This is a genomic window from Terriglobales bacterium, assembly GCA_035561515.1.
In the GTDB taxonomy this organism is placed as follows: Bacteria; Acidobacteriota; Terriglobia; order Terriglobales; family Acidobacteriaceae; genus DATMXP01.
This window is the reverse complement of the sequence record DATMXP010000037.1, coordinates 24386-50516: the sequence shown is the minus strand read 5'-3', so window position 1 is coordinate 50516 and position 26131 is coordinate 24386. Positions and strand designations below refer to the sequence as shown.

Genomic DNA, 26131 nt, shown 5'->3' with positions numbered 1-26131 from the left:
AGCAATTTGCCCCACTAGTTCGAAGCAAGGACATGCGGCCGGTCAGATACCTGGTCGTTGATGATTCCATCTTCGCGCGCAAAAACCTCGCGCGGATGATCGAATCGTTCGGCGGACAGGTAGCCGGAGAAGCCGGCGACGGCTGTACCGCAATCACTGAATACAGTCGCACGCATCCGGACATCGTATTGATGGACATCACGATGCCGCAGATGGAAGGCATCGAAGCAGCGGAACGGATCGTGCGCCAGTCACCGGAAGCTCGCATCGTGATGGTCTCGTCCGTGGGTTACCAGGAGAACATCATCGCGGCACTACAGAAGGGCGCGCGCCATTTTGTACAGAAACCCGTGAAGGCGGAAGTCCTGTACGAGGTAGTGAAGTACGTCCTCGGCGATGCGGCGCTGGCTTCTTCGGAGAACAGCGCACCCGCTGGAGCAATCCAATGAGGATGGAACTGATTCAGCCGTTCATCAACGCTGCGGATGCCGTACTCGCGCAGACGTTGCAGTCTCCCACCTCGATGGGCGACGTAACCATGGACGAAGGTGCCTACCTGCGCAAAGGTGTGGCTGCTGTGGTTCGGGTTTCGGGCGACATCGAAGGACGCGTGATTTTCGACCTGGAGACCAATGCAGCAAAGCAGGTAACTCACAGGTTGACGGGGGACGAAAGCTGTTCCGAAGAAATGGTTCCGGAAGCCATTTGTGAGCTGGCAAACCAGGTGATTGGAAATGCGGTCACGGTCCTCAACGACCAGGGATTTCACTTCAAGGTTTTGCCACCGGAGATTCACACCGAAGACCGCGGGGCGGTGAGTACTGAAGATACGGAAGCACTCGTGATGTGCTTCGAAACCAGCAGCGGCCCTGTCTTCATGAATATTGCCATGCACTATAACCGCCGGCGGAAGGGCGAGACCGCAGCGGACTGATCTTATTCTCCTGAGTACAACTAAAAAGGCGAGGCGCCTGCCTCGCCTACTTTTTTCTCCGGATGCTCTTATTGTGCCAGGACCGTGAAGGGGTTCGGGCCCGCCGGCGCAATGTTGATCACCGATTCGTCCAGCGTCTTGATGATCGAAATGGAGCCATTCGCAAGACTTGCGGTGTTGGGGTCTCCTGCCCTGTTTGCGACATAGACCTTCGTGGATCCTGGCGAAGCCGCGATCGAAACCGGATCATTCTGCACGGTAATCGTGGTGCGCAATAAGAAGCTCTGCGCATCGTAAACGTCTACCTGTCCGGGACTGCCGCCACGAAGCACATAGAACTTGCTGCCATCGTCGAGGACGGCAATGCCAAGCGGAGCTCCCGAGAGGTTCACCGTCCGCAGCAGCGTAAGCTGTGGTGCGGATGCATTGAAAATACTGACAGTGTTTGAACCGCTGTTTACCACGTACAAGCGCTTCAGACCGTTGTCCCACACCAACTGGCTCGGAGCGGACAGGCCGGTTACGCGCTGGATCTCTGTGTCGCTGTTGGTGTCGATCACAGAAATGCTGTTCCCCGCGTCGCTCGCGACATACACGTACGCACCGCTAGTTTGAATTGCCGTCGCAACCGGGCCAGAACCAACCGGGATAGGAGTACCTGTCGTCTGGAGAAGGCTCGTCGAGATCACCGACACGGTTGAGTCATTGCGGTTAGCGACATAGATTTTGGCAAGAGCCTGCGTGGCGGCAATCGAGACAGGGTTGTCTCCCACTGGAACGAAAGCCACAGCCACTGTCTGATTGGCATCGATCATCGCTACTTTGTCGAGGTTCGATTCTGCGACGAACGCCTGGTTCAGGGTGGAAGCCACGAAACTCGCACCGGAGTTCGGTTCCAGAGACAAAGTGGCAGACGGAGCTGATAAGACGGTTGGCACGTAAGCAGTCACGCTGTCGCCGCCGCGATTCACAATCCAGACACGCGATTGCACAGGCGCGAAGCTTGCGTGTACCGGGTCCACCCCCACCTGCCTGTTGCCCATGTTTACGTCGCCGGGAACGTTGATTTGCGCGAGCATGCCAGCACCATCGGCACCGCCATTCTTACTGATGGCAACCGCATAGTGGGTCGCCTGTGGATCGCCTCCGGGAGGAATGATGGGCGTTAAAGACTGCCGATAAGTTTCGCCGCAACCGGTCAAGAAGATGACCGAAAGGAGAAGTATCAGCGCGGCAAAAGTCGTGTAAGAACGCAGTAGGAATGGATTTCTCAAGCGAATCGGCACAGGGCCGTCAACTCCAGGTTAAGAGAGTGCTGAACCACCTATTGTAAAGCACTGAACCCGCATTCAGCACCCGGGACAGGTGCAGGCGGGACGATTCGTCAAAACCCGGGTAGGACGGGAATGTTGCGAATGGGTCGGTTAGGCGGCCTTCTTCCCACCTTTCTTTTTCGCCGCGGTCTTCATGTGTGTGCGGTTTGCGGCTTCCACGTCGTGCACCCGCTGCGGCGGCTTCTTCTTCCCTTCCATGCTGGCAAGGCTCTGTTTCAGCGCCGCCATAAGGTCGGTGACAGGGGCTACCTTGGGCTTGGCAACAGGCGTGACTTCCTTGCCCTCCAAGCGCGCCTTGATGAGGGTACGGAGATTGTCCTCGAAGGTATCGTGGTACTTTTCAGGCTCAAAATCCGCTGAAAGCGCCTCGATCAACTGGTGCGCGACTTTCAACTCCGCCTCTTTGATCTCGACATCGGGACGCCCGAAATTCTCCAATTGCCGGACCTCGTCCGAGTAATACATGGTGTGCAGCATCATGCCGCCTTCGTAAGGACGAAGGAAAACGGTGTACTCGCGGTTATGCATGGTGAGCTTCGCGATCGCGACGTAGTTGGTTTCTTCGAGCGCCCGCGATAGCAGAGCGTAAGGACGCTGCCCCGCTTCTTCCGGCATCAGGTAATACGAAGACTCGAAGTAGATGGGATCGACTTCATCGGATTTCACAAACTCCAGAATCTCCATGGCCTTGGCGGTCTTCGGCTCGATCTTTTTGATCTCATCGGGTTCGATGATGACGTACTCGCCCTTCCGGTACTCGTAGCCCTTCACAATCTCACTGCGATCCACCACCACATCCTCTTCGGGGCAAATGAGTTGCTGCTTTACGCGGACGTTGTCCGTACGGTGCAGCATGTGAAAAGAAACACGCGTCCCGCGAGCTCCAGAGAAGAGCCGCACGGGCATCGAGATGAGTCCGAACGTCAGGTAACCGGTCCAAACCGAAGCTGCCATACAAGTCCTCGTGGCTCTGGCTGCAACAAGCCTCAGCTGTTACGATGCGCTGCGGGAAATCCTGTGTCGCCAATCTTCGCCGGACTAGAAATACTGAACCCCAGCCAACCTCTCGACAGACTGGTTCCAGCCCTGCTCGTGACTGCCGTCTTTGGGGTGCTCGGATATGTGAGCCGAGGTGTAACCGCGTCCGGAGCAGTTGCAGGTGCTGTAGCGGCTTTGCTGATCTACGTCTCCCTGGGTTTGGGAGGTTTCGTAACGCTCTTCGGAGTCTTTGCTGCGACGTGGCTCTCGACTCGAATTGGATACACGCGAAAGCGTCAGCTTGGGATTGCTGAAGATAAACACGGACGCAATGCGAAGCAGGTGCTGGCGAACGTTGGGGCAGCGGCCGGATATGCAGTTCTTACGGTGAAATTCGGACCGGCTTTCGCGGTCGCCGCTGTGGCATCACTGGCCGAAGCCACAGCCGATACCGTTTCAAGCGAACTGGGTGAGGTGTTATCCGCGAAGCCAAGGCTCATCACGAGTTTCAATCAGGTCGAACCCGGCACGAATGGCGCAATCAGCCTGCCGGGAACCGGGGCGGCCCTGGTCAGTGCACTGGTAATTGCACTTATAGGTGCGATGGTTGGTCTTTACACGCCTTCCGTAGCTTGGCTCGCTGCGGCCGCGGGATTCCTGGGGACCATCGTGGACAGTCTGCTCGGCGCTACCCTGGAACGGAGTGGCACCTTGAAGAACAACGGCGTGAACTCGATCAGCACGATCTTTGCTGGCGTAATCGCGCTAGTGCTGTACTTCGTGGGAGCTTAGGTGGAGCGCCGCGCTTTGCCGAAGTGATGATTCAGCGCCAGCCAGAAGGTACCCCAAAGGATGGCCATAAAGAATAGTGCCGTGGGAAGCACGTGGTAGCTCTTGGCACCCGAGAAAAAGCCCGCCACCATTCGCATTTCCAACAATGAGTACCAGAGATTCACCGCCAGGAAAGTTACGAAGTAGATGAACTTCCGCGCACTGCCTTTTATCTTCCGATAGTTCACCAGCAAGAGAATACCGGTCACGATCGGCACGAAGTTCAGTCGAAAGCGGAACATGGCAGAAGGCATGCGTCCGCTATGCGGCAGAAGTCCGAGGATATCTGCGATCGACCCAACGAGCAGAAATAGGGCCAACAATATCCCGAGGATACGAACGGCAACTTTCATTTTTTAATCGACCGCGATTCCGAAGATATCGGCTGCCGTTCGGAACGTTGCTGCATGAGCTTGGGCGGTTAACTCAATCGGCTGAGAGTAACCGCCGCCTATCGTGATCACCAGCGGCACTCCAGCTTTTCGCGCCATACCGATCACTGCCTCATCGCGGCGCTGAACACCTTCAGGAGTGAGTTGGAGTCTCCCCAGGGCATCGGATGCAAGCACGTCCACTCCAGCCTGATAGAAGATAACGCCGGGCCGGAAATCAAGCACGCGCGGCAGCACCTCACTCAGTCTGGCAAGATACTCCGTGTCCGCAATGCCTTCCGCCAGCGGGATATCGATCTTGCTCTGCTGTTTGCGGAAAGGAAAGTTAACTTCGCAATGCACTGAGAGGGTGAGCACGTTCGGGTCATCCTGGAAAATCTGCGCCGTACCGTCTCCCTGGTGGACGTCGAGATCAACAACCGCGACCCGTTTGATTGATCCGAACGACCGCACCCACTGCGCAGCAACAGCGATATCATTGAACACGCAAAAACCGGAACCCTCAGCCCGAAACGCGTGATGCGTGCCTCCCGCAAGGTTCCCGCCCCATCCATTCGCGAGGGCTTCCCGTGTCGCTGCGATCGTCCCGCCGACCGAAGCCAGCGTGCGCTGCACCAGTCCCTCGGACCACGGAAAGCCGATTCTCCTGACCGCCTGCGGGTTGAGCGTGCCCTTCAGGAATGCTTCAACGTATTGCGGATCGTGCGCAAGTTGAATTGTTTCTGGTTTCGCCAACGGCGCCGGTTCGAAGGCGAATCGCCGGTCGGTTTCCAGGAGGTCCCGCAACATCCGGTATTTCTTGATGGGAAAGCGATGTCCCTCGGGCAGGGGGATGACATAACGATCGGTATAGTAGAGAGTCTTCGGCATTACGTAATGCCCAGCTTCCAGGCGAAGTAACTTACCACTTCCCTGCACACGCCGCTGAAACGCCCCCATGCCGACTTCGGCAGTGAGCCCGGGCGAGGAGCGCCGAAAGCTTCCACACCTTCATTGGCCATAAGCCGCTTGATACGAAATATGTGGTACGCGTCGCTGACGACGAGCACCGTACGCATATGATTCTTGTGAAGGATCGTCCCGACACGCACTGCCGATTCCGCGGTATCGTTACCCTGAGTTTCGGCAATCAGGTTTACGTCTGGCACGCCTTGCTTGCTCAGATAATCACGCCCGACCCCGCCTTCCGTATAAATGGGATCAAGTCCAGCACCGCCGGTTGTAATCACCACGGGAGCAAGTCCTTGCTGGAAGAGATCATAGGCGTGGTCAAGCCGCGCTTTATAGACAGGAGAGGGTCGCCCCGCATATTCTGCAGCACCCAAAACGACGATCGCATCGGTCTTGCGCAGGGCATCGCCGCGCGAGGCGTGCACGATGCGAAACCCAAGAAGAATGAAGTACAGAAGAATGCCCGCGCCCGCGAGCATTGCCACTTTCAACAGGATGGATTTCCGGCGACCCAAACTCTAGCTTGCGCCCTGTGCTTCACCACCGAGAACTGCGGCGATCTCCTGCGTCGGAATGGCACCTTCACGCTGCACCTGCCAGCCGCGGCCGAAGTCACCGCTCAAATCCACGATGGTGGAAGGAATATCACGGGGAGAAGGTCCCCCATCAATAATTACCTGCAGGCGGTCACGCAATTGGCTTCGAACGGCTTCGGCCGTCGTACATTCCGCCGCGCCGCTCAGGTTTGCCGATGTCGCGGTGATCGGCAGCCCCGCAAGCCTGACGATCGCAACCGGGATCGGCGATGCGGGAACACGAATCGCGACATTCCCGGTATTCGCGGTCACTTTCAGCGGCAGGCGGCCGCCGGCCTTCACGATCAATGTAAGCGGGCCAGGCCAGAACTTTCGTGCCAATGCGTAGAACTCGTCGGGCAGATTCTTCGCCATGTCTTCCGCCTGGTCGACGCTCTCGATCAGCAGAGACAACGGCTTGTGCCGCGAGCGGGACTTGATGTCGTAAATACGGTCGACGGCCCGTAGATTCAGCGGATCGGCCGCGAGCCCGTAGAACGTGTCGGTCGGCATCCCGAGAACTTCGCCTTGGCGCAGTTTTTCGGCTGCATAGGCGATCAATGACGGCTCAGGTTCGTTGCTGTTGATTTTTATGATTTCAGCGTGCAAACAGCCCTCTCGGGTTCCTGGCGGAAACGGCGAGAATAACATATCACTTTGAACGCCCCGGCGTAAGGCGACCGCTTTTCGAGAGCTGGGGGCACTGCGTTCAAAGCGTATGATGGTTGGCGAATGGCAACCACGCATAACACGCGCGTCCGGCAGATAAGCAGCCGCCAAAACAGCCTCGTAAAGGACCTCCGTCGCGCATTTCAGCACGGCGAATTGGTGGATGGATTCTGCGCGATCGAGGGCGTTCGCATCATCGAAGAAGCCACCCGCAGCGGCTTACGATTTCGCGCGGTATTCTTCTCAGCTTCGGCAGAACCTCGCATGGACAAACTGCTCCCGCAGATCTCGAGCCACGCCGAAATCATCGCGCTACCTGACGATGTATTCGCGAGCGCGGTCGCCACGGAAACTCCCCAGGGCATTGCCGCCCTCGTAAAGTGGCCGGAGTTCTCACTAGAAAAACTACTGCAGCAGAAGACCCCGTTGTTGCTCGGCGCCATGGGAATTCAGGATCCGGGAAATCTTGGCACCATCATCCGGTCGGCGGAAGCATTCGGAGCTACCGGCATCCTTTTGGGAGACAGGACCGTCAGCGAGTTTAATCCGAAAGTGATCCGAGCGTCGGCGGGATCGAGTTTCCGGATACCGACTCTACACGCAACAGCAGAGTCCATATCCAACCTAAAAAGTCACGGCATCCGGGTGGTTGCGACCTCTTCTCACAAGGGAAGATCCATTGAGGAAGTGGATTTGGATGGGGGTATCGCCATTCTCGTGGGAAGTGAGGGCGCCGGCGTTCCGCGTGAATACATTGAACTGGCCGACGAGTTTATCCGGGTGCCCCACTCGGATCGGGTTGAGTCATTGAATGCAGCCATCGCGGCATCGGTAATCCTGTATGAAGCGCAGAGGCAACGGGCTAAATGAGCCTCTTCAACACTGCTCCGAACCTGCCTGAACCGGTGGACAAATCACGTCCGCTGGCGGACCGTATGCGCCCGCGCACGCTCGACGAATTCGTGGGGCAGCAGCACATTCTCGCGCCGGGCAAGCCGTTGCGCGTGCAGATCGAGCGCGACGATGCAGGCTCCATCATCTTCTGGGGACCGCCGGGTGTCGGTAAAACCACGCTCGCGCACATTATCGCGGGCGTCACGCGTGCTGAGTTCATCGAGTTCTCGGCCGTATTGTCAGGAATTAAGGAAATCAAGCAGGTGATGGCTGAGGCCGAGAAGGCCCGGCAATACGGCACGCGAACGATCGTGTTCGTTGACGAGATTCACCGTTTCAATAAGGCGCAGCAGGACGCGTTTCTTCCTCACGTGGAGAAGGGCAACATTCGGCTGATAGGCGCTACGACCGAAAATCCCTCATTCGAGATCATCTCCGCATTGCTGTCGCGCTGCCGCGTGTATGTCCTGAACCCACTGACTGAAGAACAGATCGTGATGCTGCTGCAACGTGCGCTGGCAGATGAGGAACGCGGGCTAGGCGAGTTGCGGCTTACCGCGGAGCCAAGTGCCCTCGCGAAGATCGCTGCGTATTCAAGCGGCGACGCGCGATCCGGGTACAACGTGCTTGAGATTGCATCCACGCTCGCGAAGGACACAAACTCCGACGTCATCACCGACGCCATCGTGGAATCAGCGCTTCAGAAGCGCATTCTGCGTTACGACAAAGCAGGAGAGGAGCACTATAACCTCATCTCCGCTTTGCACAAGTCGGTTCGCAACAGCGATCCCGACGCCGCGCTCTACTGGCTGGCGCGCATGCTGGAAGCTGGTGAGGACCCGCTCTACATTGCCCGGCGTGTAGTCCGCATGTCAGTAGAAGACGTGGGATTGGCCGACCCACATGCTCTCCAGATTTCGATGGCGGCGAAGGAAGCTGTCGATTTCATCGGGCTGCCGGAAGGAAACCTGGCGCTCGCCGAAGCAGTTGTTTACATGTCGCTGGCGCCGAAATCAAATGCACTCTATACAGCTTATGGCGCTGTAAAAGCGGATGTGGAACACACCGCCGCCGATCCTGTTCCGTTGCACCTGCGTAACCCGGTTACCAGCTTGATGAAGGATGTGGGATACGGAAAAGGCTACGAGTACGCGCACGACTACGAAGAGAAGGTCGCCAACATGGAGTGCTTGCCCGACAACCTGCGCGGACGCCGCTACTACTACCCCACGGATCAAGGTATAGAAAAGCGGATTCGCGACCGAATGGAAGAAATCCGGAAAATCAGAAGCAAAAGCTAGCGCACGAGCCTGCGGTGTTCCTTCAGAATGCAGGTATCCATCACCACAAAAATGCCCTGCTTACGTGCCTTTTCAGCGGCTTCGGCGTGAACGACGGTCTCCTGCATCCAGATAGCGGGAGCCTTGATCTGGATTGCCTGTTCCACAATAGCCGGCACGTATTCGGAGCGGCGGAAGATGTTCACGATGTCCACCTTCTCCGGAATATCGAGCAGCGAAGCATATGACTTCTCGCCGAGCACGTAGTCGCAGTTCGGGTTTACGGGGACGATGCGGTAGCCCTGCGATTGCATGTACGCGGAGACGCCGTAGCTTGAGCGAAGTGGGTTGTCCGACAATCCAACGACCGCAATCGTTTTCGCCTGTTTCAATACGTTCAGCATGGGATCGGTTTCCGGCAACTTGTCCTCCATCTTACTGGTCTTTCTTCGTGCTGCTCTTTTCCTTGAACATCTTGAAGGAAACCTTCCGCAGCGTGTCTGAGACGTTCTTGTTCATGGAAAGGTTGCGCAGGTCCTGCACCAGCAGATTCTTGAGCATCGGCAAGGCAACATCCAGCGGACAGCGCGGATTCGAAGACAACGCCCGCACCACGGGGTACAACTTCATGAACTTCCGCTTCCCGGCGATCCCGCGCAGCACTGTCTCCTGCACGTTCTTCATGGCCGCAAAGGTCTCCGCTTCCTGATCCGTTAACTTCGGACATTCCAGTACCGCTGACGATACGACTTTGCACCCGTCGCGGATCAGAATGTAGCGCTCTTCGCGATTGCCCTTCATCGCCAGTTGGACGCGCTCGCCAACCGTCATCGAAGCGATCTTCTGCAGCGGCGACATGCGCTTGCGATCCTCGGCGGACGCGTGTTCCTTCTCTTTATGTGCAACCAGTTCGTGCTTTTCTTCTTCCGTCAGATCAATAAGTTCAAAACCTTTGGCTTCCTCTGCCGCAATTTCTGTCGCATGCTCGGTCAGGTACCTGGCGATGTCTCCCTCGATCTCGAGCAGGTCCTCCTCTGAGTATTCGGAGTCCTTCCCCGCATGATCCGAAGCATTCAGTAACGGTTCAATCTGCGCTTTGGCATCGAGCGGAAGCGCATGATTCGAGAACAGCGTTCGCAACACTGGAAGGTCTGCCTGCACTCGCTTGTTACCGGCCATCACAGAAAGGATTTCCTGAGAATGGCTTAACGCAAGTTGTAGAAGCACATGGTGCGGCAAGGCGGGATTATCCAGCAGAATCGGCAAGATGGCGGGACGGACATTTTCTGGCACACCGAGATACTCAAAAACTTCTACAGGGGTTTTCGCGTCGCTTGCAACCTGCTTCATCGATTCCAAATCGAAGCCCGCCAACGAAAGTCTCGCCTGGTCCGAAAACGTGGGATTGTGGCTCAGGTACACAAGGATTTCGACCATCTCCCCGGCAGGCAAGGACAACGCACCTCGTGCCGCCGAACGCATCACTGTAGCCGGCACAGCCGATTGCCGGATCAGTTCGATCATCCTCGACATGGATTGACGCTCCGACCGTCAATATTCGTTCTTTGTTCCAGCTTTCCAATGAGCCGATCCAGTTCCCGGAGCAATCGCTCGTGACCACGCGCATGGTGCTGGATCGGACGCTTCTCCTCGGCGTAGCGAAATGCATCCACAAGCGAGCGGTAGTACCAGATCGTGCCGTCCTTGCGTGCACGGAAGCGTGCAAACACCGCGTCTCCCTGCTCGATGTAGTCCAGCAGGATGGTGCGTGCGTTATGGACCTTGTCGGCCAGCGACACAATCCTGGTCTCTTCGTCGGATTCTTCGCGCAGGTGCTCGATGTACTTCGTCTTCCGGTCGCACCAGGCGGTTCTGTTGTGCCCCGTGAAGTCATCTGTACAGCCGACAACCACATGAGCTACACGCTCTCCAAAACGTTCGCGGATTCGTTCCAGCGTCTCCATGCCGCCCTGGTCCTCAACTGCGTCGTGCAGGAGCGCGGCAATCGCCATGTCCTCATCCCCGCCGGCTTCGATCACCAGCGAAGCGACTCCGAGCAGGTGCGAGATGTATGGGATCTGGTCTCCGCCCTTACGCGTTTGCCGGCAGTGCAGCTCAGCCGTAAACACCAGCGCATCGTTGAAACGCTGCGTAAGTCGCGGGTTTTCCGTAAACGTCGTAATGCTACTCATGACATCCGTCCGTGCAGCCCGATTCCGCGAGTGGCCACTCGCATCCGCAATTCTTGCCGCGAATCGCGTCGACCCCTTCTTTCAGAATAATCGGCGTCATGATGAGTGCAGCCAACGGGTCAGCCCACCACCATCCCAGGGCTGCGTTCAGAACGAGTCCGCCCAGTAAGATTGCCGAAAGATAGGCACAGATATCCGTCTGTCGCGAATCAGCATGCATGGCATTGCTGCTTATGCTTTTTGCCACGGTGCGCTTCGCTCGTGCAAGGAGCGGCATCACGATCAATGATGCGATAGCCAGCGCGATACCGGGAGGACTATGCTCTGGTGCCTCCCGCTCGATCAACGTGGCAATCGCTTCCCACGCGACATAAGCTCCAAGAATAAGGAAGCTCACCCCGACCAACCGGAGGGCAACCGCCTCCACGCGCTCACGCCGATGCAGTTCCGCATCCGTGCGCAGCCGCCACACGAGTACAGCTCCTGACAGGCACTCGACGACAGAGTCGAAGCCGAACCCGACCAGCGCAATGCTGCCCGCCGTAAGTCCCGCCACTACGGCGATGACCGCCTCGAGAGAATTCCACCCGAGGGTCAGGTACTCAAGACGCAGACCCCGGCGGATGAAGTGCTGTCGACTGAGAGATTGCGCTCCTGAAGCCATTGCTTATGCCGAGACTGCCGTCCCACCCTGAGATTCGTTGCGCCGCATGCGCAGATACCCGCTGATAAACGGCTGCAGATCTCCATCCAGCACCCGATCCACGTCGCCGACTTCCACCTTCGTGCGGTGGTCTTTCACCATTCGGTAGGGTGCAAGTACATATGACCGAATCTGCGAGCCAAAGTCGATATCGAGTTTGGATTCTTCAATCTTCTTCGTTTCTGCCCGTTTCTTCTCCATCTCGTACTCGTACAGCTTCGAACGAAGCACGCTCATGGCGCGCTCCTTGTTCTTGTGCTGCGAGCGCTCGTTCTGGCAGGCCACCACAATGCCGGTGGGGATATGCGTCAGCCGAACTGCCGAGTCCGTCGTGTTGACGTGCTGCCCACCCCGGCCGCCGGAACGGTATGTATCAATCCGCAGGTCTTCCGCACGAATCACCACGTCAATCGAGTCGTCGATCTCCGGCGACACGAACACGCTGGCGAACGATGTATGCCGGCGTTTTGCCTGATCGAATGGCGAGATCCGCACAAGCCGGTGGACGCCGATCTCGCTGGTCAGCAATCCGAATGCATATTCTCCGGTGACCGAGAACGTCACCGACTTCAGCCCCGCCTCTTCGCCGGGTTGATAGTCATAAACACTGGTGCCGAAGCCCTGTCGCTCCGCCCAGCGCAGGTACATACGCAGCAGCATGTCCGCCCAGTCCTGCGACTCAGTGCCGCCCGCGCCGGGATGAATGGTCACAATCGCGTTCAGCATATCGTTGTCACCCGAGAGCAAGGTTTCCGTCTCGAGTTTCTCGACCTGTTGACTGAGCGCATTTACTTCACCCTTCAACTCCGACTCGACGTGTTCGCCTTCCCGGGCCAACTCAAAGTACGTTTCGATCTCTGATGCCCGGCGGCCCAGCTCTTCCTCGGTGTTCAGGATGGTTTCCAGGCGCTTGCGCTCGCGCATGAGCGACTGGGAGCGTTCAGGGTTCGCCCAAATAGCAGGGTCTGCAATGTGTTTTTCGATTTCGTTTAGCTGGCCGCGGGCTTTGGAGGGGTCAAAGATACTCCCGCAGGTCACGAACCTTGTCGCGGAGGGCGCTGTATTGCTGTTCCAGTTCTTCCAACATTAGGTAGATACACCGGTTCGAAATGGTGAGCGCAAAAATAGAGCTCCGATACTGATTATCGCACACGTCCACGCGAACCAATCTCCATGTCGAGTGTAGAAAGTGGTGCTGGTAATCACGCCATAAGGGACGTCGAGCCCAACGCGAACGTTACGCCGGAGCTGCTTCACAACGCGCCCCAGCGGGTCGATTGAGCCGCTCACTCCCGTGTTGGTAGAACGCACGACCCAGCGATTGTTCTCGATCGCCCTCATCCGAGCCATGCGTAGATGCTGCATCGGTGCCGCTGTATTCCCGAACCAGCCGTCGTTGGAAATGTTCACCAGCAGGCCCGCGCCGTCGCGCGCGAACAGCCGCACCTCGTCCGGAAAGATCGACTCGTAACAGATGAAAATTCCAAGCTTGTAGGTGTGGACCGGCAGCACCATCCGTTCCGTTCCCGGAACAAAATTGCCCACTTCCTTCGTCAACTTCTTCGCGAAACTCAACAGGTTCTGCAAAGGAACATACTCGCCAAAGGGCACCAGATGAATCTTGTCGTAGCGGGCGATCCATTCTCCGCTCGGATCAATCAACTCGGCTGAGTTGAAGAGTTCCTGAGCCGGTTCCGTACCGTGCCGCGTACCCAACATTCCAGCCAGTACGTACGCCCGGGATTCCCGCGCAATGTCGCTGAGCGTCTGCCGGTACCGCGGCTCGTTCTCAAAGAATGGCGCCGGCGATTCCGGCCAGACCACCAAGTCCGGCAGAGGGTCACCGGGCATACCCTCTCCCGGTTGCATGATGCTCAACTTCTTCAGGTCGGCCAGCGTTTGTTCATAGAACTCGGGGGTCCAGTCGAGGTTGAGCGGCAGGTTCTGCTGAACGATCCGCGCGGTTCCGCTGGAGGTGCTCTCGGGCGCCGGCAGGAAGGAACCTGTCTCGAGAATACCGAACATGAAGATGAATGCCGCAAGGCCCAGAGTGCGCCGTTTCCGGTTCATCAACAGGATTCCGATGAAGGTGGCATTCATAAGGGCCACTTCAAACGACAGCCCATAAACCCCCGTTACCGTGGCAATTCGCGACATGGGGATGTTATCCACCAACACGGTTCCTAGAAGATCCCACGGGAAGGCGATCACCCGAGCGCGGAACAACTCCGCTGCCACCCAGAAGAAGGGCGCCAGAAGCAGGGCACGTATCCCCCACCCGGCCCGCGAAGCCATGAATGCGAGCAGCGCGCCGAATATTCCGTGCACCAGGCCCACGTATAGACAGAACAGAACCAGCACCCCTCCGGCGAGCGGAGCGCTCAGGCCGCCGTAGAGGAACATCACGTGGTACACCCAGTAGCACGATCCGGCATAGAAAGTGATACCGCTCACCCACGCCACCAGAAAGCCGTGCATTGCTGCCCGCAGAGGCCGTCCCGAATAGCGATTACCCGCCAGCAATGCGGCCGCAAACAATGGGGCAAGCGCAACCCAGCAGAGGAATGTCCAATTTGGGAGCGGGAAGATAAGCACCTGGAGAACCCCGGAAAAGAAAGCAAGAGTCCAGGGTATCCAGCCTCTTACATTGCGGAGCTCAAAACTCCGCTCGGCCGCATTCGCATTCTGATTCGTCACTGGAGCGATTTGCATTTAAGATAAGTCGCTTACGGTACTGCCGCACCCGGGTGTTCCGGGTGTACTAACGATGGGCTCCACTGCGCCGCCAAACTCGCCTTCATCCGATCGTGTACGAATCGTAGTCGCAACGTCGGTGATGCTGACGTTCATCTCCTATTGGAGAGCGGCTGCCGTCATTCTAAACGACCTCGGCTCGTCGGCCTTTTACGCCGGCGGCATCGCCGAGCAGGCCATCGGAAAAACCGCGCCCTGGTTCATTATCGGCGTCATGCTCTTCTCGTTCGCGGTGCGCGCCGTGTACGTCGAGAGCTGCTCGATGTTTGTGCGCGGCGGCGTGTACCGCATTGTTAAGGAAGCCATCGGCGGCGGTTTCGCCAAGGCGGCAGTTTCGGCGCTGATGTTCGACTACGTCCTGACCGGGCCAATTTCAGGCGTTTCTGCCGGCCAATACCTCGGAGGCCTTTTAAACGAACTGCTGGCCTACGCCGATTCCGTAGGATTCATACCCCCGAGCATTCACCAGGCATTCGGTGGGACTCCGCAAGTCCCCGTGAACTGGGTGGCCGTCACCCTTGCCGCGATCGTCACGATCTACTACTGGTGGCAGAACATCAAGGGCATTGAGGAATCAAGCGAGAAGGCCCTGCGCGTGATGCAGATTACCACCGTCATGGTGGTCATCCTGCTCAGTTGGGCCGGCATAACGCTGCTCATTCGTAAGGACTGGCAACTTCCTCCCGCCCCGATTCCGAGCAACCTCAATTTCGCGGAGCACGCATTAGGCTTCCTGAGTGGAAGCGATATTTGGAAGCTCTTCCCCCTGATTGGCATCATGATGGCCTTCGGCCACTCCGTGCTGGCCATGAGCGGTGAGGAGAGCCTTGCCCAGGTCTACCGCGAAATCGCTCACCCCAAACTCAAGAACCTGAAGCGCACAGCGCTCATCATTGCCATCTACAGCTTCATCTTCACCGGCATTGTTTCGTTGCTGGCGGTGATGCTGATTCCCGACGCAGTCCGCGTGCCGGTCTACAAAGACAACCTGATTGCAGGGTTGGCGATGTACCTGGTAGGCCCGCAATTCCTGAAGATCCTGTTCCGCGTCTTTGTGGTGTTCGTCGGTTTCCTGATTCTTTCGGGAGCCATTAACACTGCCATAGTCGGCTCCAACGGCGTCCTCAACCGCGTCTCCGAAGACGGCGTGCTTACCGACTGGTTCCGTAAACCGCACAAGCGCTACGGCACCAGCTACCGCAACATCAACATGGTGGTGATCTTCCAGTTGATCATCATCTTTGTGAGCCGGGGCGATGTTTACCTATTGGGCGAAGCCTATGCCTTCGGCGTAATGTGGAGCTTCGTCTTCAACAGCACGTCGATGCTGTTGCTGCGCTTCAAGTACAAGGGCGAACGTGGCTGGAAAGTCCCACCCAACTTCAAGATTGGAAATTTCGAAGTTCCCGTCGGACTCGCGTCCGTCTGCTTTGTCCTGGTTTCCACCGCCATCATTAACCTGTTTACGAAGTCGGTCGCGACGGTAAGTGGTCTCATCTTCGCCGGCGTGTTCTTTGCCATCTTCACCATTTCGGAGAAGGTGAACAAGCGCAAGCATGCCGACGCCGAGCGGCAGATGCGGGAACACTTCCAGTTACTACATCGGGACAATGTCGCTACGGACTCCGTGGGTGTTCGCCCGAATAACGTGCTCGTCGCCGTTCGCGATTACAACGCGATGTATCACCTGCTGTGGGCGCTGCAACATACCGACACGGACAAGGACGACATTGTCGTCATGTCGGCCCGCATTAGCCGTTTCGGGACCGGCACGTCCGACCTTGCCATGGAGCAGATATTCAGCGATTACGAGCAAACGCTCTTCACTCGTGCTGTCTCCGTTGCTGAAAAGGCTGGCAAGCGCATTTCCCTGCTGGTGGTTCCGGCCCGCGATCCGTGGTCAGCTATCGTGCAAACGGCCAATGCCATGCAGTCTTCCGCCGTAATAATCGGCCTCTCCAGCCGGATGAGCTCTCAGGAACAGGCATTCAACCTCGGTCGGGCATGGGAAGCCGCGCCCGAACCCAAGCGCCAGTTCGTTTTGCAGGTGGTGCGTCCCGACATTTCGGTCGACACCTTCCGCATCGGTCCCCACGCGCCGACGATGAAGTCGGAAGACGTTCACCTGGTGCATCGTCTGTGGTTGAGCATTACCAAGGAAAGAGGGATGGATCGCGTCCACCACTCGGACGTGGTCACACTGGCCTTAACACGTTTCGCCCGTGATTACACCGGACGCGACCGCGATGACATTCTGCGTGAATTGAAACACGACGGAGGACGCGCACAGACGCCTTCCCTGCCAGACGAAGGCCCAACCCTCACCGCGGAGCCTCCCTCGCCCGACGAGGAGACGGACAAACACAAGCGGCCGCCAAGCAGTAATCGGCCCTTCTAGGCTATAAGTTTCTCAGCAATCGATATCGATTGAACTCGTGATCGCCGGCCTTCCGGCAACTCAGCCATTTCCATCGCGACATCTTTTCCTTCGTGAACCCAGGCCCGGTGAAGGTGTTCGGTCGCAACCGTGTCTTGTCGAACTCCGCCATCTCCTGCTCCGGTGGAGCGGCTTGTCCTACCTCGACGGGTGCCACGGTGACAAACTTTTCGTCGATCAATCCAGCTTTTGCCATCGATCCGTAGAACGTCGGCCCGCCTTCGCACAGAAGGTAGCGGATTCCTAGTTGTTCCCGCAGAAGCCTCACCATTCGTTGCAGATCAACCCGCGGCCATTCCCCTGACTCGATGATCGTCACCATCGGATGCCGTTGTGCGCGCAATCGCGACGCCCCCGCCGTCGTGGTGACCACGAAGGCATCCACCTCTTCGCTGTCGAAAACGCGAAAGTCTGCCAATTCCAGGTTCGCCGAATTCGTCACAAATACGTTCTTGAACTTTACCCGCCCAAGTATTTTCCGAAGTTCTTGCACCTCGGCATTCGCGATTCGGAACACCGGCCCCCTCGGGTTCCCCATGTAAACGCGTTCGTGCACAAGCGTGTTCAGTCCCATGATGACGGCATCGGCGTGCGCGCGCAGCACATCCATCAGCCAGCGGTCCTCTGACGATTGGGAAATGTCCCCACCCGACCCGTGCCGTCCCAGGAGTGACGTGATTCCATCCATCGACTGTACAAAGTTCGCGTAGATCCAAGGCCGGCCTTCCGGCGGCGCAGGGAACCCCAATCGACCATACGGACGAAGGACATCGCTCTCAATCGAACTGGGCTCTCCATCGTCAAACAACACCTGAAACTCACGCATCTTTCGCTCCGCGGCAAAGCATGGTACTTCGGTGAGTCTGGCAAACAGGGTATCGCAACGAGGGCATCTTTACGATTTCGACAGCGACAGATAAAATCGAATCAGGCCGACGTAGCTCAGTTGGTAGAGCAGTCGATTCGTAATCGACAGGTCATCGGTTCAAGTCCGATCGTCGGCTCCATACCTTGCCCCCCGGAACTCCTTACCCGGAATTTTCCCTTAATCTTGCCGCACAAGTGTTGCAAATAGTTCTGTTCTGGGTATCATGAGCAGAGCTCGCCCTTAACTCTCATGTCTATTCAGATCCTGGTCGTTGACGATCACGAAGCGCACCGCTATGCCATGGGGAAAATTCTCCAGAACGCAGGCTATGAGGTAATTCTCGCCAAGGACGGCGAAGAAGCCCTTGACCTCGCCAGCCAGCACGCTCCGCAGGTAGTTTTGCTGGACATCAACATGCCAGGTATCAATGGGTACCAAGTCTGCCGCCAGATCAAATCAGACGAACGTACCAAGCACGCGGCAGTCATTTTTCATACCGGAACCGAGGCGACATCCATTGCACGCAGCCAGGCGGAGAGCGTCGGGGCCAGCGCCTTCCTCACTTACCCGATAAGCACCGACCATCTTTTGAGTGTCGTGGAAGGTGCGGCCGCGCGCTTCCGAAAGTAGGACTTTTCCTTACGCAACGAGTGCTTTTTTTCGACGGTCCCGGCCAACCGCAAATTGGATCGCGCAATCGTGCTGGTTGAATTCCGACGAGATCCGGGCCAATTCCTCCCCGCTCGCAGGCGAGTCATGGGGTACCGGCACGAACAGCTTGTGACACAGCGAACACTCCCAGCAGAAGACTGTGCCTCTCAACGAAAACGCTGGCGAAAGCCGGCGAAACGAGCGTAGATCTCCCAGCAACATGAATTCCCCAATTTGTTAGGTCGAGCGATATAGAGGGCTTGCTTATAACTGTTTCGTGATGGGATGCGCCCTCATCCCTCTCCCGGTTGGCTGGAAATCGGGCTCTGGGGGGCTGGTACCCTCGCCCAATGGTACTTAGTCCTTCCGCTACTCCGGCCGTCCGCGTTGCCGAAATTCCATGAAATTTCAGTCGTTTAGGGGCGTTCACTTGGTTGATTCCCTGCCTTTCGCCGGATTGAAGCCCGTTCCCGTCAGGGCTATAATCCTCCTACTCTGGTAGATGTCTTCGAAGTAGCTTGGTATATCGCGCACGGTTCGCCCAGGTTGGTGCGCCAAGGGAAGGAGTGTTCATGTTTTCTTGGCGAAAGATCCGGCTGCGGCCGACGCGAATTCACGCTTCTCTTCTCCGCGCCTCCTTGTTCCTCTTCCTGGGATTGACTGTGCTTCCAAGCGTTCAGGCCGGCGACCGCATCACTGCCATTCGCGACGAGAACGGGCGCACCGTTTACGTAAACGACGAAAGCGCTCCCGTGCGTCCCACCAAGGCCTCCGCTCGCACCGCGCCACGGTCGTCTGCCCGCTACGTCTACTGGAGTAACGCCGAGCGCCGTTGGATTCCTGTAAAGCGACCCTCCTACGCGGCTCTGACTGCCGCCCGAAGCGCGGCCGCCGAAGTCCAAAGTTACGTTTCTTCCCAACCGAAGGGTCGGGGTGCCTCCGACAACCCGAACTACCGTACTTTGGCAACTGGATACCAGGTTTCATCCGCCGAGATCGACCGCGCCATCGAGGAAGCCGCCCAAAAGCACAACGTGGACCCAAATCTGGTTCGGGCGATCGTCAAAGTCGAATCCAATTTCAATTCGCGGGCCGTATCCCGCAAGGGCGCGATGGGCCTGATGCAGTTAATGCCCGCCACTGCCCGCAGCTTGAATGTTACGAATCCATTCGATCCGAAACAAAACGTGGAAGCAGGTGTTCGGCATCTTAAGGAACTGCTCGCGAATAATAACGGTGACGTCCCGTTATCGCTGGCTGCTTATAACGCCGGACAAGGTGCGGTGAACCGTAACAACGGCGTGCCTCCGTACCGGGAAACGAGAGACTACGTAAAAAGAATTACCGAACTTTACTGGAACGGTGCGCCGGGCCGGTTCTTTACTTCGACCGCCGCACCTATCCGGATTTCTCGTAACCCGAACGGGGTGCTCAGGATTACCAATACGGAATGAATAGGGACTCACGGGCCAACACGAAATACTCCGCCATCTGCCGCTTGCTTTCTGCTTTCGTGGCGATCGCATTACTGACATCTCCCGCACAAGCGCTCACCGTTGCCCAGAAGAAACAAATTGCGCGCACCCAGTTCGAAAATGCCGAACGCATGCGCGAAGCGCTCAATGGCCGGCCCGCGAAGGACCGCAAAATCGCCGATTACAAAAAGGTTATCGAGGCTTACCGCAAGGTTTACTACACCGCGCCGACCTCTACCAAGGCTGATGCCAGTGTGGCCGCCGTCGCCGAACTCCTGGTCGAGCAGGGCCGCACCTTCAAGAGCACCGAATCCCTGACGAATGCCATCGGTCAGTACGAGTTTCTCCGCAAGGAGTATCCGGGCAGCAAGTATCGCGTGGAAGCACTGTTCACCATCGCGCAGATCTATCGCGACGACCTCAACGACAACGCCAAGGCCAAGGAAACTCTCCAGGAATTCGTAAAGCGGTATCCCAACACCGAGCTCATTGCTGACGCTCGTGCCGCACTGAAGGAAATCGAAGACGAAGAAGCGCAGGCCGCCAAGGCTGCCTCGGCAAAAACTCGGGAGTCCGTGAAGCCTGCGGCAGAAAAACAAACCGGCGCAGCCGACAAAAAGGCCACCGTAGCCGAAGTCTCAGCCGAGCCAGCCGATCGCCCGGCGACCAGGACTCTTGTCACCGGCGTCCGCCACTGGTCCACCCCCGACTACACTCGCATCGCCATCGATCTTGAGCAGGAAATCCAGTACGACTTCGGCCGCATTCCGAATCCCGATCGCATCTACTTCGACCTGAAAGACACGAAGCTCTCCTCTGTCCTCAAGGGCAAAACCCTCGACGTGGACGACGGCTTCCTCAAGAAGATCCGCGTCGGACAATTCGCTCCCGGCCTCACCCGCGTTGTGCTCGAAGTCGGCGACGATGTTGGCGACTACTCGGCTTTCCTGTTGCCGAACCCATATCGGCTCATTATCGACATCCACGGCAACAAGCCCACCAAGCTGATGGCGCGCACACAGCAACCCAGGCCCACGTCCGAACCAGCCGGAGAGAAGAAGGCCGTTGCCGACAAGAAGCCCACAGCCGCTGCGAAGAAGTCCGCTCCTGCGACTGAGCCAAGTTCGAAGACGGAGACTGCGGCGAAAGCCACTGAAAACCCTGCCGAAAAGAAAACCGAAGTCGCGAAACTAGACACTCCGAAGCAGGAAGCCTCCAAGCCTCAGCCCAGGGAAGAAACCACTAAGGCCACGGAAACAAGTACTGCGCAGGTGCCCAGAGAGGTCCCGACCAGGATTGTCGAGCCCGATCCGGAACCAAAAAGCCCTGAGCCGAAGAAAACGGAGACGGTAGCAAAATCCGAGCCGCCCGTTTCCAAAGAGACAGCCTCGAAGCACGAAGAGCCACCAATCCGTGTTCGCGGCAAGAAGCGTCAGGCCCCTGAAAAACTCGCGGCCCGCACAGCCAAGCCGACCACCGACGGCGAGCGCTCGCTCATCCGCGCTCTCGGCCTGAAGATCGGGCGCATCGTGGTCGATGCCGGACACGGTGGACACGACACCGGAACCATCGGTCCCAACGGGTTGATGGAAAAAGACCTCGTCCTCGACGTCGCTCTGCGCCTTGGCAAGGCACTTGAGCAGCGCCTCGGCGCAGAGGTCGTCTACACCCGCGACGACGACACCTTCATCCCGCTCGAGACTCGTACTGCTATCGCCAATCAGCAGCAGGCGGATCTGTTCATCTCGGTGCATGCGAACTCAAGCCGCGACGAATCGGCCCGCGGAGTTGAGACCTATTACCTGAACTTCACGTCATCCCGAGACGCTCTTGAAGTCGCCGCCCGTGAAAACGCCGTTTCGGAAAAATCGATCCACGAACTGCAGGACCTCGTAAAGAAGATCGCTCTCAAGGAAAAAATCGAGGAATCACGCGAGTTCGCGCTTGATGTGCAGTCGTCGCTCCACGCCGGACTGGCGGCGAAGGCTCCAGCTATCAGGAACCGCGGCGTGAAGAAGGCGCCATTCATCGTTTTGATCGGCGCCAACATGCCCTCGATTCTTGCCGAGATTTCGTTCATCAGTAATCCCACTGATGAAAAGAGACTACAGAGCACGGAGTACCGTCAGAAGATCGCCGATTCCCTTTACAAGGGAGTATCCAAATACATCGGCGGTCTGAGCGGCGTAAAAGTGGCTACCAAGATGGCCGAAGGGCAATAAGTACTACACGTCCACCCGCTTCCTTTATCATCAGGATATGGCCTATATCCTGGGCATTGAGAGCTCCTGCGACGAGACTTCCGCCGCCGTGGTGCGTTCCGGCGAAGAAGTTATCTCCAACGTCGTGCTCTCGCAGTTTGCCACTCACAAGCCATTCCAGGGAGTCGTCCCTGAATTGGCGTCGCGGGAACACCTGCGCAACATCGTTCCCGTCCTTCGCGCTGCGCTTGAGCAGTCCGGACAGAGTTACGAATCACTCGACGCCATAGCCGCCACACGAGGTCCCGGACTCGCTGGAGCTCTCCTGGTCGGCCTCAGTTTCGCCAAGGCAATTTGCTTTGCACTCGACAAGCCGCTCATCACGGTCAATCACCTGGAAGGACACATCCACGCCGTCCTGCTCGAGCAGCGGCTACAGGGAAATCACCAGCTTCAGTTCCCCGTTGTCGCACTTGTGGTTTCCGGCGGACATACGCATCTCTACTTAGCCGAGCAGGAGGGAGCCAGTTGGCGCTACTCCAATGTCGGACACACGCGGGACGACGCTGCTGGTGAAGCTTTTGATAAAGTCGCCAAACTGCTTGGCCTCGGATATCCGGGAGGCCCAGTCATCGATCAACTCGCAAAACATGGCGACCCTCAGGCAGTGAAGTTTGCCCTGGCGCAAATGAAGCATCGCGACCGTCGCGATCATGGCAAGCCTCTTGAACAGCGGCCGCACTTCGATTTCAGCTATAGCGGTATCAAAACCGCGGTTCTTCGTTACGTGGAACTGAACGGAATGCAGGAAGCCATTGAGGCGCGCCGAAAAGAGCTCCTCCGTATCGAGAAGCCGGGTGTGGAAGACTACCGAAGACTCTGCGACCGGCAAACGCTTGACCTGGTCGCTTCGTTCCAGCGTGCGGTTGTGCAGGACCTCGTCGGAAAAACCCTCACAGCAGCTCAGACCTTCAACGTCGCAACACTGCTTGTCACCGGTGGTGTCGCTGCGAACAGCGAGTTACGGGCGACATTTGAGTCACGTGCCGCGGAGGCCGGCATCAGCGTCTACTTCCCGTCGCGACCGCTGTCCACCGACAATGCCGCCATGATTGCCGCGGCGGCGTATCCGAAGTTTCTCGCTCGTGACTTTGCCCCGCTCGACGTTTCGGCGGAAGCTGGTCTCGTCCTCAAATAAAAAACGCCAGCTCACACCGGCGTCTCTGTATCCCGTTGGTCTAGTGACCGTGACCGTGGCCGCCCTGCTGTGGAACATAGTTCGCGGGTAGTGCGGCGCCCTCGCCGAAGAAATACTGCTCCATCTGCTTCACGATGAGTTCCTGGTCCTGTTTGTTCGCCGGATTCAACCGGTATTCGTTCAGGATCATCTTGCAGTGTTCGCTCCACATCTTCCACGCCTCAGCCGAAACATTCTGGTAGATCTTATCGCCGAGCTCGCCATTGAATGGCGGCTCATCCAATCCGGGCAGCTCCCGCTGAAACTTCACGCAAAATACCGTCCGGCCTGTCTGGTTGCCGGCGGGCGTCCAATGATTGCCTGCCATGATGCACCTCTCTCTGTTAACCGATACTCATTTATTGTATCGCAGCGGTGATTGCGCCAACCCGCCGCGGTGGCCACGCTCGCCTGTTACGACAACCGCTCCGTTGGGGACGCGCCGGAGACGTCGCCCTGTATAATTCCGGTCACCTTGCTTCACTCACATTGAAAGACAAGCCATGATTCGACAGATTTTTGCGGTCCTTCTCGCCCTTGCTCTCTCTTCGTCATCCCTGAACGCGGCGCCTCCGGAAACTAATTCGATTGCCGGTTTTTCAAATGCGAACGCGGCAAGCCAGCGCCAATGGCAGCAGAAGTTTCACGCTATCCCGGAACCGGCAAAGATTCGCGAATACATGCAGCGATTGTCGGCGCGCCCGCACCACGTCGGTTCACCCTATGGCAAAGAGAACGCCGAGTGGCTGATGAACACCTTCCGCCAGTGGGGTCTGGATGCAAAAATCGAAACCTTTGACGTCCTCTTTCCCACCCCACAGCAACGTGTCCTTGAACTTGTTGCGCCGAAACACTTCACGGCAAAGCTGCAGGAACCGCCCGTCCCCGAAGACCCGACTTCGAAGCAACAGGAGGAGCAACTTCCTACCTACAACGCCTACTCCATCGACGGCGATGTCACTGGTCCTCTCGTATACGTGAATTACGGACTGCCTCGTGACTACGAAGAACTCGACCGCCTTGGCATCTCGGTGAAAGGCGCCATCGTGATTGCGCGTTACGGTGCCTCATGGCGAGGAATCAAGCCCAAAGTTGCAGCCGAACATGGTGCCATCGGTTGCATTATCTATTCGGACCCGCGCGATGATGGGTACTTCGAGGGCGATGTATTCCCTGCTGGTCCATACCGCAATCCCAACGGCGTTCAGCGTGGCAGCGTCGCTGACATGCCAACCTATCCGGGTGACCCGCTTACCCCCGACGTCGGTGCGACCAGAGATGCGAAGCGCCTGGACCTCAGCGAAGTTAAGACGCTGACGAAAATTCCTGTCCTGCCAATCTCTTATAGCGACGCTCAACCTCTTCTTGCCCAACTCGGCGGGCCAACTGCGCCTGAATCGTGGCGCGGCGCGCTGCCGATTACCTATCACACTGGGCCGGGCCCCGCGAGAGTCCACCTCGTCATGAAGTCGAACTGGGACCGAAAACCCGTGAACAACGTTATCGTCACCATCCCCGGTTCTGAGTTCCCCGATCAGTGGATCGTTCGTGGCAATCACCACGACGCTTGGGTGAATGGCGCGCAGGATCCGGTTTCGGGCGCTGCTCCCGAAATGGAAGAACTCCGTGCCTACGCCGAGTTGCTCAAACAGGGATGGCGCCCAAAGCGCACCATCATCTACGCCTTTTGGGACGGCGAAGAACCCGGACTTCTCGGCTCCACAGAATGGGCTGAAACTCACGCCGACGAACTCCGTCAAAAAGCTGTCGCGTACATCAACACCGATGGCAATGGCCGAGGCTTCCTCAGCGCCGGCGGATCACACTCCCTGGAAACATTTGTCAACGATGTCGCCCGCGATCTCGTCGACCCCGAGAAAAACATTTCCGTCTGGCAGCGGCTGAAGCTCCATCGAATCTCCAGCGCGAAAGAGGAAGATGACCGTAAAGACATCCGTGAGCGCAGTCAGCTTCGCATTCACGCTCTCGGATCTGGCTCCGACTACACGGCCTTCATCGATCATCTCGGAATCGCATCTTTGAATTTCAGTTACGAAGGAGAGGATGGCGAGGGCGTTTACCACTCCATCTACGACGACTTCTACTGGTACACACACTTCGACGACTACGACTTCATTTACGGACGGGCACTCGCGCAAACGGTTGGTACTGCCGTCATGCGACTCGCCAGTGCCGATGTTCTTCCCTTCGATTTCCGCGGTTCATCCGACACAATCGGCCGCTACATCGATGAATTGGAGAAACTTGCGAAGAAGAAACGCGAAGACGCACTTGAACGGAATCGTCAGCTCGATGAAGGCGTTTTTGCTGCTATCGCCGATCCCCGAAAGAAGTCGGTTCCGCCGCCGCGCCTCGCAGTCGCTCCTTACCTGAACTTCGCTCCTCTGCGGAACGGGATTGAAGCTCTGCGCGCAAGTGCCGATCGCTACCAGCGTTTATTGGATCGTACGCAACAGAACGGAGGCGCAACGCTTACCAAAGCTGTCGCGGTGAACACGAAGCTCATCCAGACAGAGCGTGCGTTTCTGCTGGCCGAAGGTCTGCCGGAACGACCGTGGTTCAAACACCAGATCTACGCTCCGGGACTCTACACAGGCTATGGCGTGAAGACAATTCCCGCTGTTCGCGAGGCGATTGAGCAGGACAAGTTCGATTTGGCTGGCAGTGCGATCGAACGCGTCGGCAAGGTGCTGATGAACGAAGCGGCTGCGATTGACGCAGCCGCCGCTGAACTGGAACGCGCTCTACAGTAGG

At 57.5% G+C, this 26131-nt stretch carries 25 protein-coding genes and 1 tRNA gene; 12 read left to right on the top strand and 14 right to left on the bottom strand.

Annotated features, from left to right (window positions below; all coding sequences use genetic code 11):
* Positions 1-32: 32 nt before the first annotated feature.
* Together VN577_16335 and VN577_16330 are read left to right on the top strand one after the other, a co-directional pair.
* Positions 33-449: a response regulator gene (locus tag VN577_16335; GenBank protein ID HWR16392.1), complete on the top strand. Its 417-nt coding sequence runs from the start codon at positions 33-35 to the stop codon at positions 447-449.
* Between the two features lie 2 nt (positions 450-451).
* A complete protein-coding gene (locus VN577_16330) occupies positions 452-934 on the top strand; it encodes a chemotaxis protein CheX (protein ID HWR16391.1) in 483 nt (160 codons plus the stop codon).
* A 68-nt stretch (positions 935-1002) separates the two neighbouring features.
* Here the strand turns inward: VN577_16330 and VN577_16325 are convergent, their stop codons facing one another.
* Both VN577_16325 and VN577_16320 read right to left on the bottom strand, forming a co-directional pair.
* Positions 1003-2220, bottom strand: a complete 1218-nt coding sequence (locus VN577_16325; protein ID HWR16390.1) for a YncE family protein — start codon at positions 2218-2220, stop codon at positions 1003-1005.
* Positions 2221-2358: 138 nt separating this feature from the next.
* Positions 2359-3222: a Ku protein gene (locus tag VN577_16320; GenBank protein ID HWR16389.1), complete on the bottom strand. Its 864-nt coding sequence runs from the start codon at positions 3220-3222 to the stop codon at positions 2359-2361.
* 63 nt (positions 3223-3285) lie between these two features.
* Here VN577_16320 and VN577_16315 point away from each other — a divergent pair, with 63 nt between their 5' ends.
* Positions 3286-4038, top strand: a complete 753-nt coding sequence (locus VN577_16315; GenBank protein ID HWR16388.1) for a DUF92 domain-containing protein — start codon at positions 3286-3288, stop codon at positions 4036-4038.
* On the opposite strand, the gene VN577_16310 is transcribed toward VN577_16315, so the two are convergent.
* Genes VN577_16310 through VN577_16295 form a run of 4 tightly spaced genes read right to left on the bottom strand, consistent with a single transcriptional unit; the run spans position 4035 to position 6604 of the window.
* Positions 4035-4430 carry a hypothetical protein gene (locus VN577_16310; protein ID HWR16387.1) on the bottom strand — a complete coding sequence of 132 codons (396 nt, stop codon included), beginning with the start codon at positions 4428-4430 and terminating at the stop codon, positions 4035-4037. The genes VN577_16315 and VN577_16310 overlap by 4 nt on opposite strands.
* A gap of 3 nt (positions 4431-4433) precedes the next feature.
* The gene (locus tag VN577_16305) at positions 4434-5339 is read right to left on the bottom strand and encodes a histone deacetylase (GenBank protein HWR16386.1); all 906 of its coding nucleotides are present in this window, start codon (positions 5337-5339) and stop codon (positions 4434-4436) included.
* The gene (locus VN577_16300) at positions 5339-5935 is read right to left on the bottom strand and encodes a YdcF family protein (protein ID HWR16385.1); all 597 of its coding nucleotides are present in this window, start codon (positions 5933-5935) and stop codon (positions 5339-5341) included. Before VN577_16300 ends, VN577_16305 begins: the two co-directional genes overlap by 1 nt.
* A gap of 3 nt (positions 5936-5938) precedes the next feature.
* Positions 5939-6604: an L-threonylcarbamoyladenylate synthase gene (locus tag VN577_16295; protein ID HWR16384.1), complete on the bottom strand. Its 666-nt coding sequence runs from the start codon at positions 6602-6604 to the stop codon at positions 5939-5941.
* Positions 6605-6727: 123 nt separating this feature from the next.
* On the opposite strand from VN577_16295, the gene VN577_16290 reads away from it, so the two are divergent.
* Both VN577_16290 and VN577_16285 read left to right on the top strand, forming a co-directional pair.
* The gene (locus VN577_16290) at positions 6728-7534 is read left to right on the top strand and encodes an RNA methyltransferase (protein HWR16383.1); all 807 of its coding nucleotides are present in this window, start codon (positions 6728-6730) and stop codon (positions 7532-7534) included.
* Positions 7531-8859, top strand: a complete 1329-nt coding sequence (locus VN577_16285; protein ID HWR16382.1) for a replication-associated recombination protein A — start codon at positions 7531-7533, stop codon at positions 8857-8859. Before VN577_16290 ends, VN577_16285 begins: the two co-directional genes overlap by 4 nt.
* Here the strand turns inward: VN577_16285 and VN577_16280 are convergent.
* The 6 genes from VN577_16280 to lnt are packed head-to-tail and all read right to left on the bottom strand — an operon-like array spanning position 8856 to position 14445.
* A complete protein-coding gene (locus VN577_16280; protein ID HWR16381.1) occupies positions 8856-9272 on the bottom strand; it encodes a CoA-binding protein in 417 nt (138 codons plus the stop codon). The genes VN577_16285 and VN577_16280 overlap by 4 nt on opposite strands.
* A 1-nt stretch (position 9273) precedes the next feature.
* The gene (locus VN577_16275; GenBank protein ID HWR16380.1) at positions 9274-10371 is read right to left on the bottom strand and encodes a hypothetical protein; all 1098 of its coding nucleotides are present in this window, start codon (positions 10369-10371) and stop codon (positions 9274-9276) included.
* The gene (locus VN577_16270; GenBank protein HWR16379.1) at positions 10359-11030 is read right to left on the bottom strand and encodes an HD domain-containing protein; all 672 of its coding nucleotides are present in this window, start codon (positions 11028-11030) and stop codon (positions 10359-10361) included. Before VN577_16270 ends, VN577_16275 begins: the two co-directional genes overlap by 13 nt.
* Positions 11023-11694 carry a cation transporter gene (locus VN577_16265; GenBank protein HWR16378.1) on the bottom strand — a complete coding sequence of 224 codons (672 nt, stop codon included), beginning with the start codon at positions 11692-11694 and terminating at the stop codon, positions 11023-11025. The genes VN577_16270 and VN577_16265 overlap by 8 nt, the downstream gene beginning before the upstream one ends.
* A 3-nt stretch (positions 11695-11697) precedes the next feature.
* Positions 11698-12771, bottom strand: a complete 1074-nt coding sequence (gene prfB, locus VN577_16260; protein ID HWR16377.1) for a peptide chain release factor 2 — start codon at positions 12769-12771, stop codon at positions 11698-11700.
* Between the two features lie 48 nt (positions 12772-12819).
* Positions 12820-14445 (bottom strand): apolipoprotein N-acyltransferase, encoded by a 1626-nt coding sequence (lnt, locus tag VN577_16255; protein ID HWR16376.1) that lies wholly within the window; start codon positions 14443-14445, stop codon positions 12820-12822.
* Between the two features lie 55 nt (positions 14446-14500).
* On the opposite strand from lnt, the gene VN577_16250 reads away from it, so the two are divergent.
* Positions 14501-16885 (top strand): APC family permease, encoded by a 2385-nt coding sequence (locus VN577_16250; protein HWR16375.1) that lies wholly within the window; start codon positions 14501-14503, stop codon positions 16883-16885.
* Position 16886: 1 nt separating this feature from the next.
* Here the strand turns inward: VN577_16250 and VN577_16245 are convergent, their stop codons facing one another.
* Positions 16887-17750: a dihydrofolate reductase family protein gene (locus VN577_16245; protein HWR16374.1), complete on the bottom strand. Its 864-nt coding sequence runs from the start codon at positions 17748-17750 to the stop codon at positions 16887-16889.
* A gap of 105 nt (positions 17751-17855) precedes the next feature.
* On the opposite strand from VN577_16245, the gene VN577_16240 reads away from it, so the two are divergent.
* The 5 genes from VN577_16240 (at position 17856) to tsaD (ending at position 23317) form a co-directional block, all read left to right on the top strand.
* A tRNA-Thr gene (locus tag VN577_16240) sits at positions 17856-17931 on the top strand.
* Between the two features lie 110 nt (positions 17932-18041).
* Positions 18042-18422 (top strand): response regulator, encoded by a 381-nt coding sequence (locus VN577_16235; protein ID HWR16373.1) that lies wholly within the window; start codon positions 18042-18044, stop codon positions 18420-18422.
* A gap of 593 nt (positions 18423-19015) precedes the next feature.
* Positions 19016-19897 (top strand): transglycosylase SLT domain-containing protein, encoded by an 882-nt coding sequence (locus tag VN577_16230; GenBank protein HWR16372.1) that lies wholly within the window; start codon positions 19016-19018, stop codon positions 19895-19897.
* On the top strand, positions 19894-22140 hold the full coding sequence (locus VN577_16225) for an N-acetylmuramoyl-L-alanine amidase (protein HWR16371.1): 2247 nt from the start codon (positions 19894-19896) through the stop codon (positions 22138-22140). Before VN577_16230 ends, VN577_16225 begins: the two co-directional genes overlap by 4 nt.
* A gap of 37 nt (positions 22141-22177) precedes the next feature.
* Entirely contained in the window at positions 22178-23317 is a 1140-nt protein-coding gene (gene tsaD, locus VN577_16220; GenBank protein ID HWR16370.1) for a tRNA (adenosine(37)-N6)-threonylcarbamoyltransferase complex transferase subunit TsaD, read from the top strand.
* 40 nt (positions 23318-23357) lie between these two features.
* Here tsaD and VN577_16215 read toward each other — a convergent pair whose 3' ends face one another.
* Complete coding sequence (locus tag VN577_16215; protein HWR16369.1) at positions 23358-23684, bottom strand: oxidative damage protection protein; 327 nt, start codon at positions 23682-23684, stop codon at positions 23358-23360.
* Positions 23685-23859: 175 nt separating this feature from the next.
* On the opposite strand from VN577_16215, the gene VN577_16210 reads away from it, so the two are divergent.
* Positions 23860-26130, top strand: coding sequence for a transferrin receptor-like dimerization domain-containing protein (locus tag VN577_16210; protein ID HWR16368.1), 2271 nt, complete (start codon positions 23860-23862; stop codon positions 26128-26130).
* The last annotated feature ends 1 nt before the right edge of the window (position 26131 follow it).

Coding starts and splice junctions, on each gene's coding strand:
- VN577_16335 (HWR16392.1), top strand. CDS start 33: ATGCGGCCGGTCAGATACCTGGTCGTTGATGATTCCATCTTCGCGCGC.
- VN577_16330 (HWR16391.1), top strand. CDS start 452: ATGGAACTGATTCAGCCGTTCATCAACGCTGCGGATGCCGTACTCGCG.
- VN577_16320 (HWR16389.1), bottom strand. CDS start 3,222: ATGGCAGCTTCGGTTTGGACCGGTTACCTGACGTTCGGACTCATCTCG.
- VN577_16310 (HWR16387.1), bottom strand. CDS start 4,430: ATGAAAGTTGCCGTTCGTATCCTCGGGATATTGTTGGCCCTATTTCTG.
- VN577_16305 (HWR16386.1), bottom strand. CDS start 5,339: ATGCCGAAGACTCTCTACTATACCGATCGTTATGTCATCCCCCTGCCC.
- VN577_16290 (HWR16383.1), top strand. CDS start 6,728: ATGGCAACCACGCATAACACGCGCGTCCGGCAGATAAGCAGCCGCCAA.
- VN577_16285 (HWR16382.1), top strand. CDS start 7,531: ATGAGCCTCTTCAACACTGCTCCGAACCTGCCTGAACCGGTGGACAAA.
- VN577_16280 (HWR16381.1), bottom strand. CDS start 9,272: ATGGAGGACAAGTTGCCGGAAACCGATCCCATGCTGAACGTATTGAAA.
- VN577_16275 (HWR16380.1), bottom strand. CDS start 10,371: ATGTCGAGGATGATCGAACTGATCCGGCAATCGGCTGTGCCGGCTACA.
- VN577_16270 (HWR16379.1), bottom strand. CDS start 11,030: ATGAGTAGCATTACGACGTTTACGGAAAACCCGCGACTTACGCAGCGT.
- VN577_16265 (HWR16378.1), bottom strand. CDS start 11,694: ATGGCTTCAGGAGCGCAATCTCTCAGTCGACAGCACTTCATCCGCCGG.
- lnt (HWR16376.1), bottom strand. CDS start 14,445: ATGCAAATCGCTCCAGTGACGAATCAGAATGCGAATGCGGCCGAGCGG.
- VN577_16250 (HWR16375.1), top strand. CDS start 14,501: ATGGGCTCCACTGCGCCGCCAAACTCGCCTTCATCCGATCGTGTACGA.
- VN577_16245 (HWR16374.1), bottom strand. CDS start 17,750: ATGCGTGAGTTTCAGGTGTTGTTTGACGATGGAGAGCCCAGTTCGATT.
- VN577_16235 (HWR16373.1), top strand. CDS start 18,042: ATGTCTATTCAGATCCTGGTCGTTGACGATCACGAAGCGCACCGCTAT.
- VN577_16230 (HWR16372.1), top strand. CDS start 19,016: ATGTTTTCTTGGCGAAAGATCCGGCTGCGGCCGACGCGAATTCACGCT.
- VN577_16225 (HWR16371.1), top strand. CDS start 19,894: ATGAATAGGGACTCACGGGCCAACACGAAATACTCCGCCATCTGCCGC.
- tsaD (HWR16370.1), top strand. CDS start 22,178: ATGGCCTATATCCTGGGCATTGAGAGCTCCTGCGACGAGACTTCCGCC.
- VN577_16215 (HWR16369.1), bottom strand. CDS start 23,684: ATGGCAGGCAATCATTGGACGCCCGCCGGCAACCAGACAGGCCGGACG.
- VN577_16210 (HWR16368.1), top strand. CDS start 23,860: ATGATTCGACAGATTTTTGCGGTCCTTCTCGCCCTTGCTCTCTCTTCG.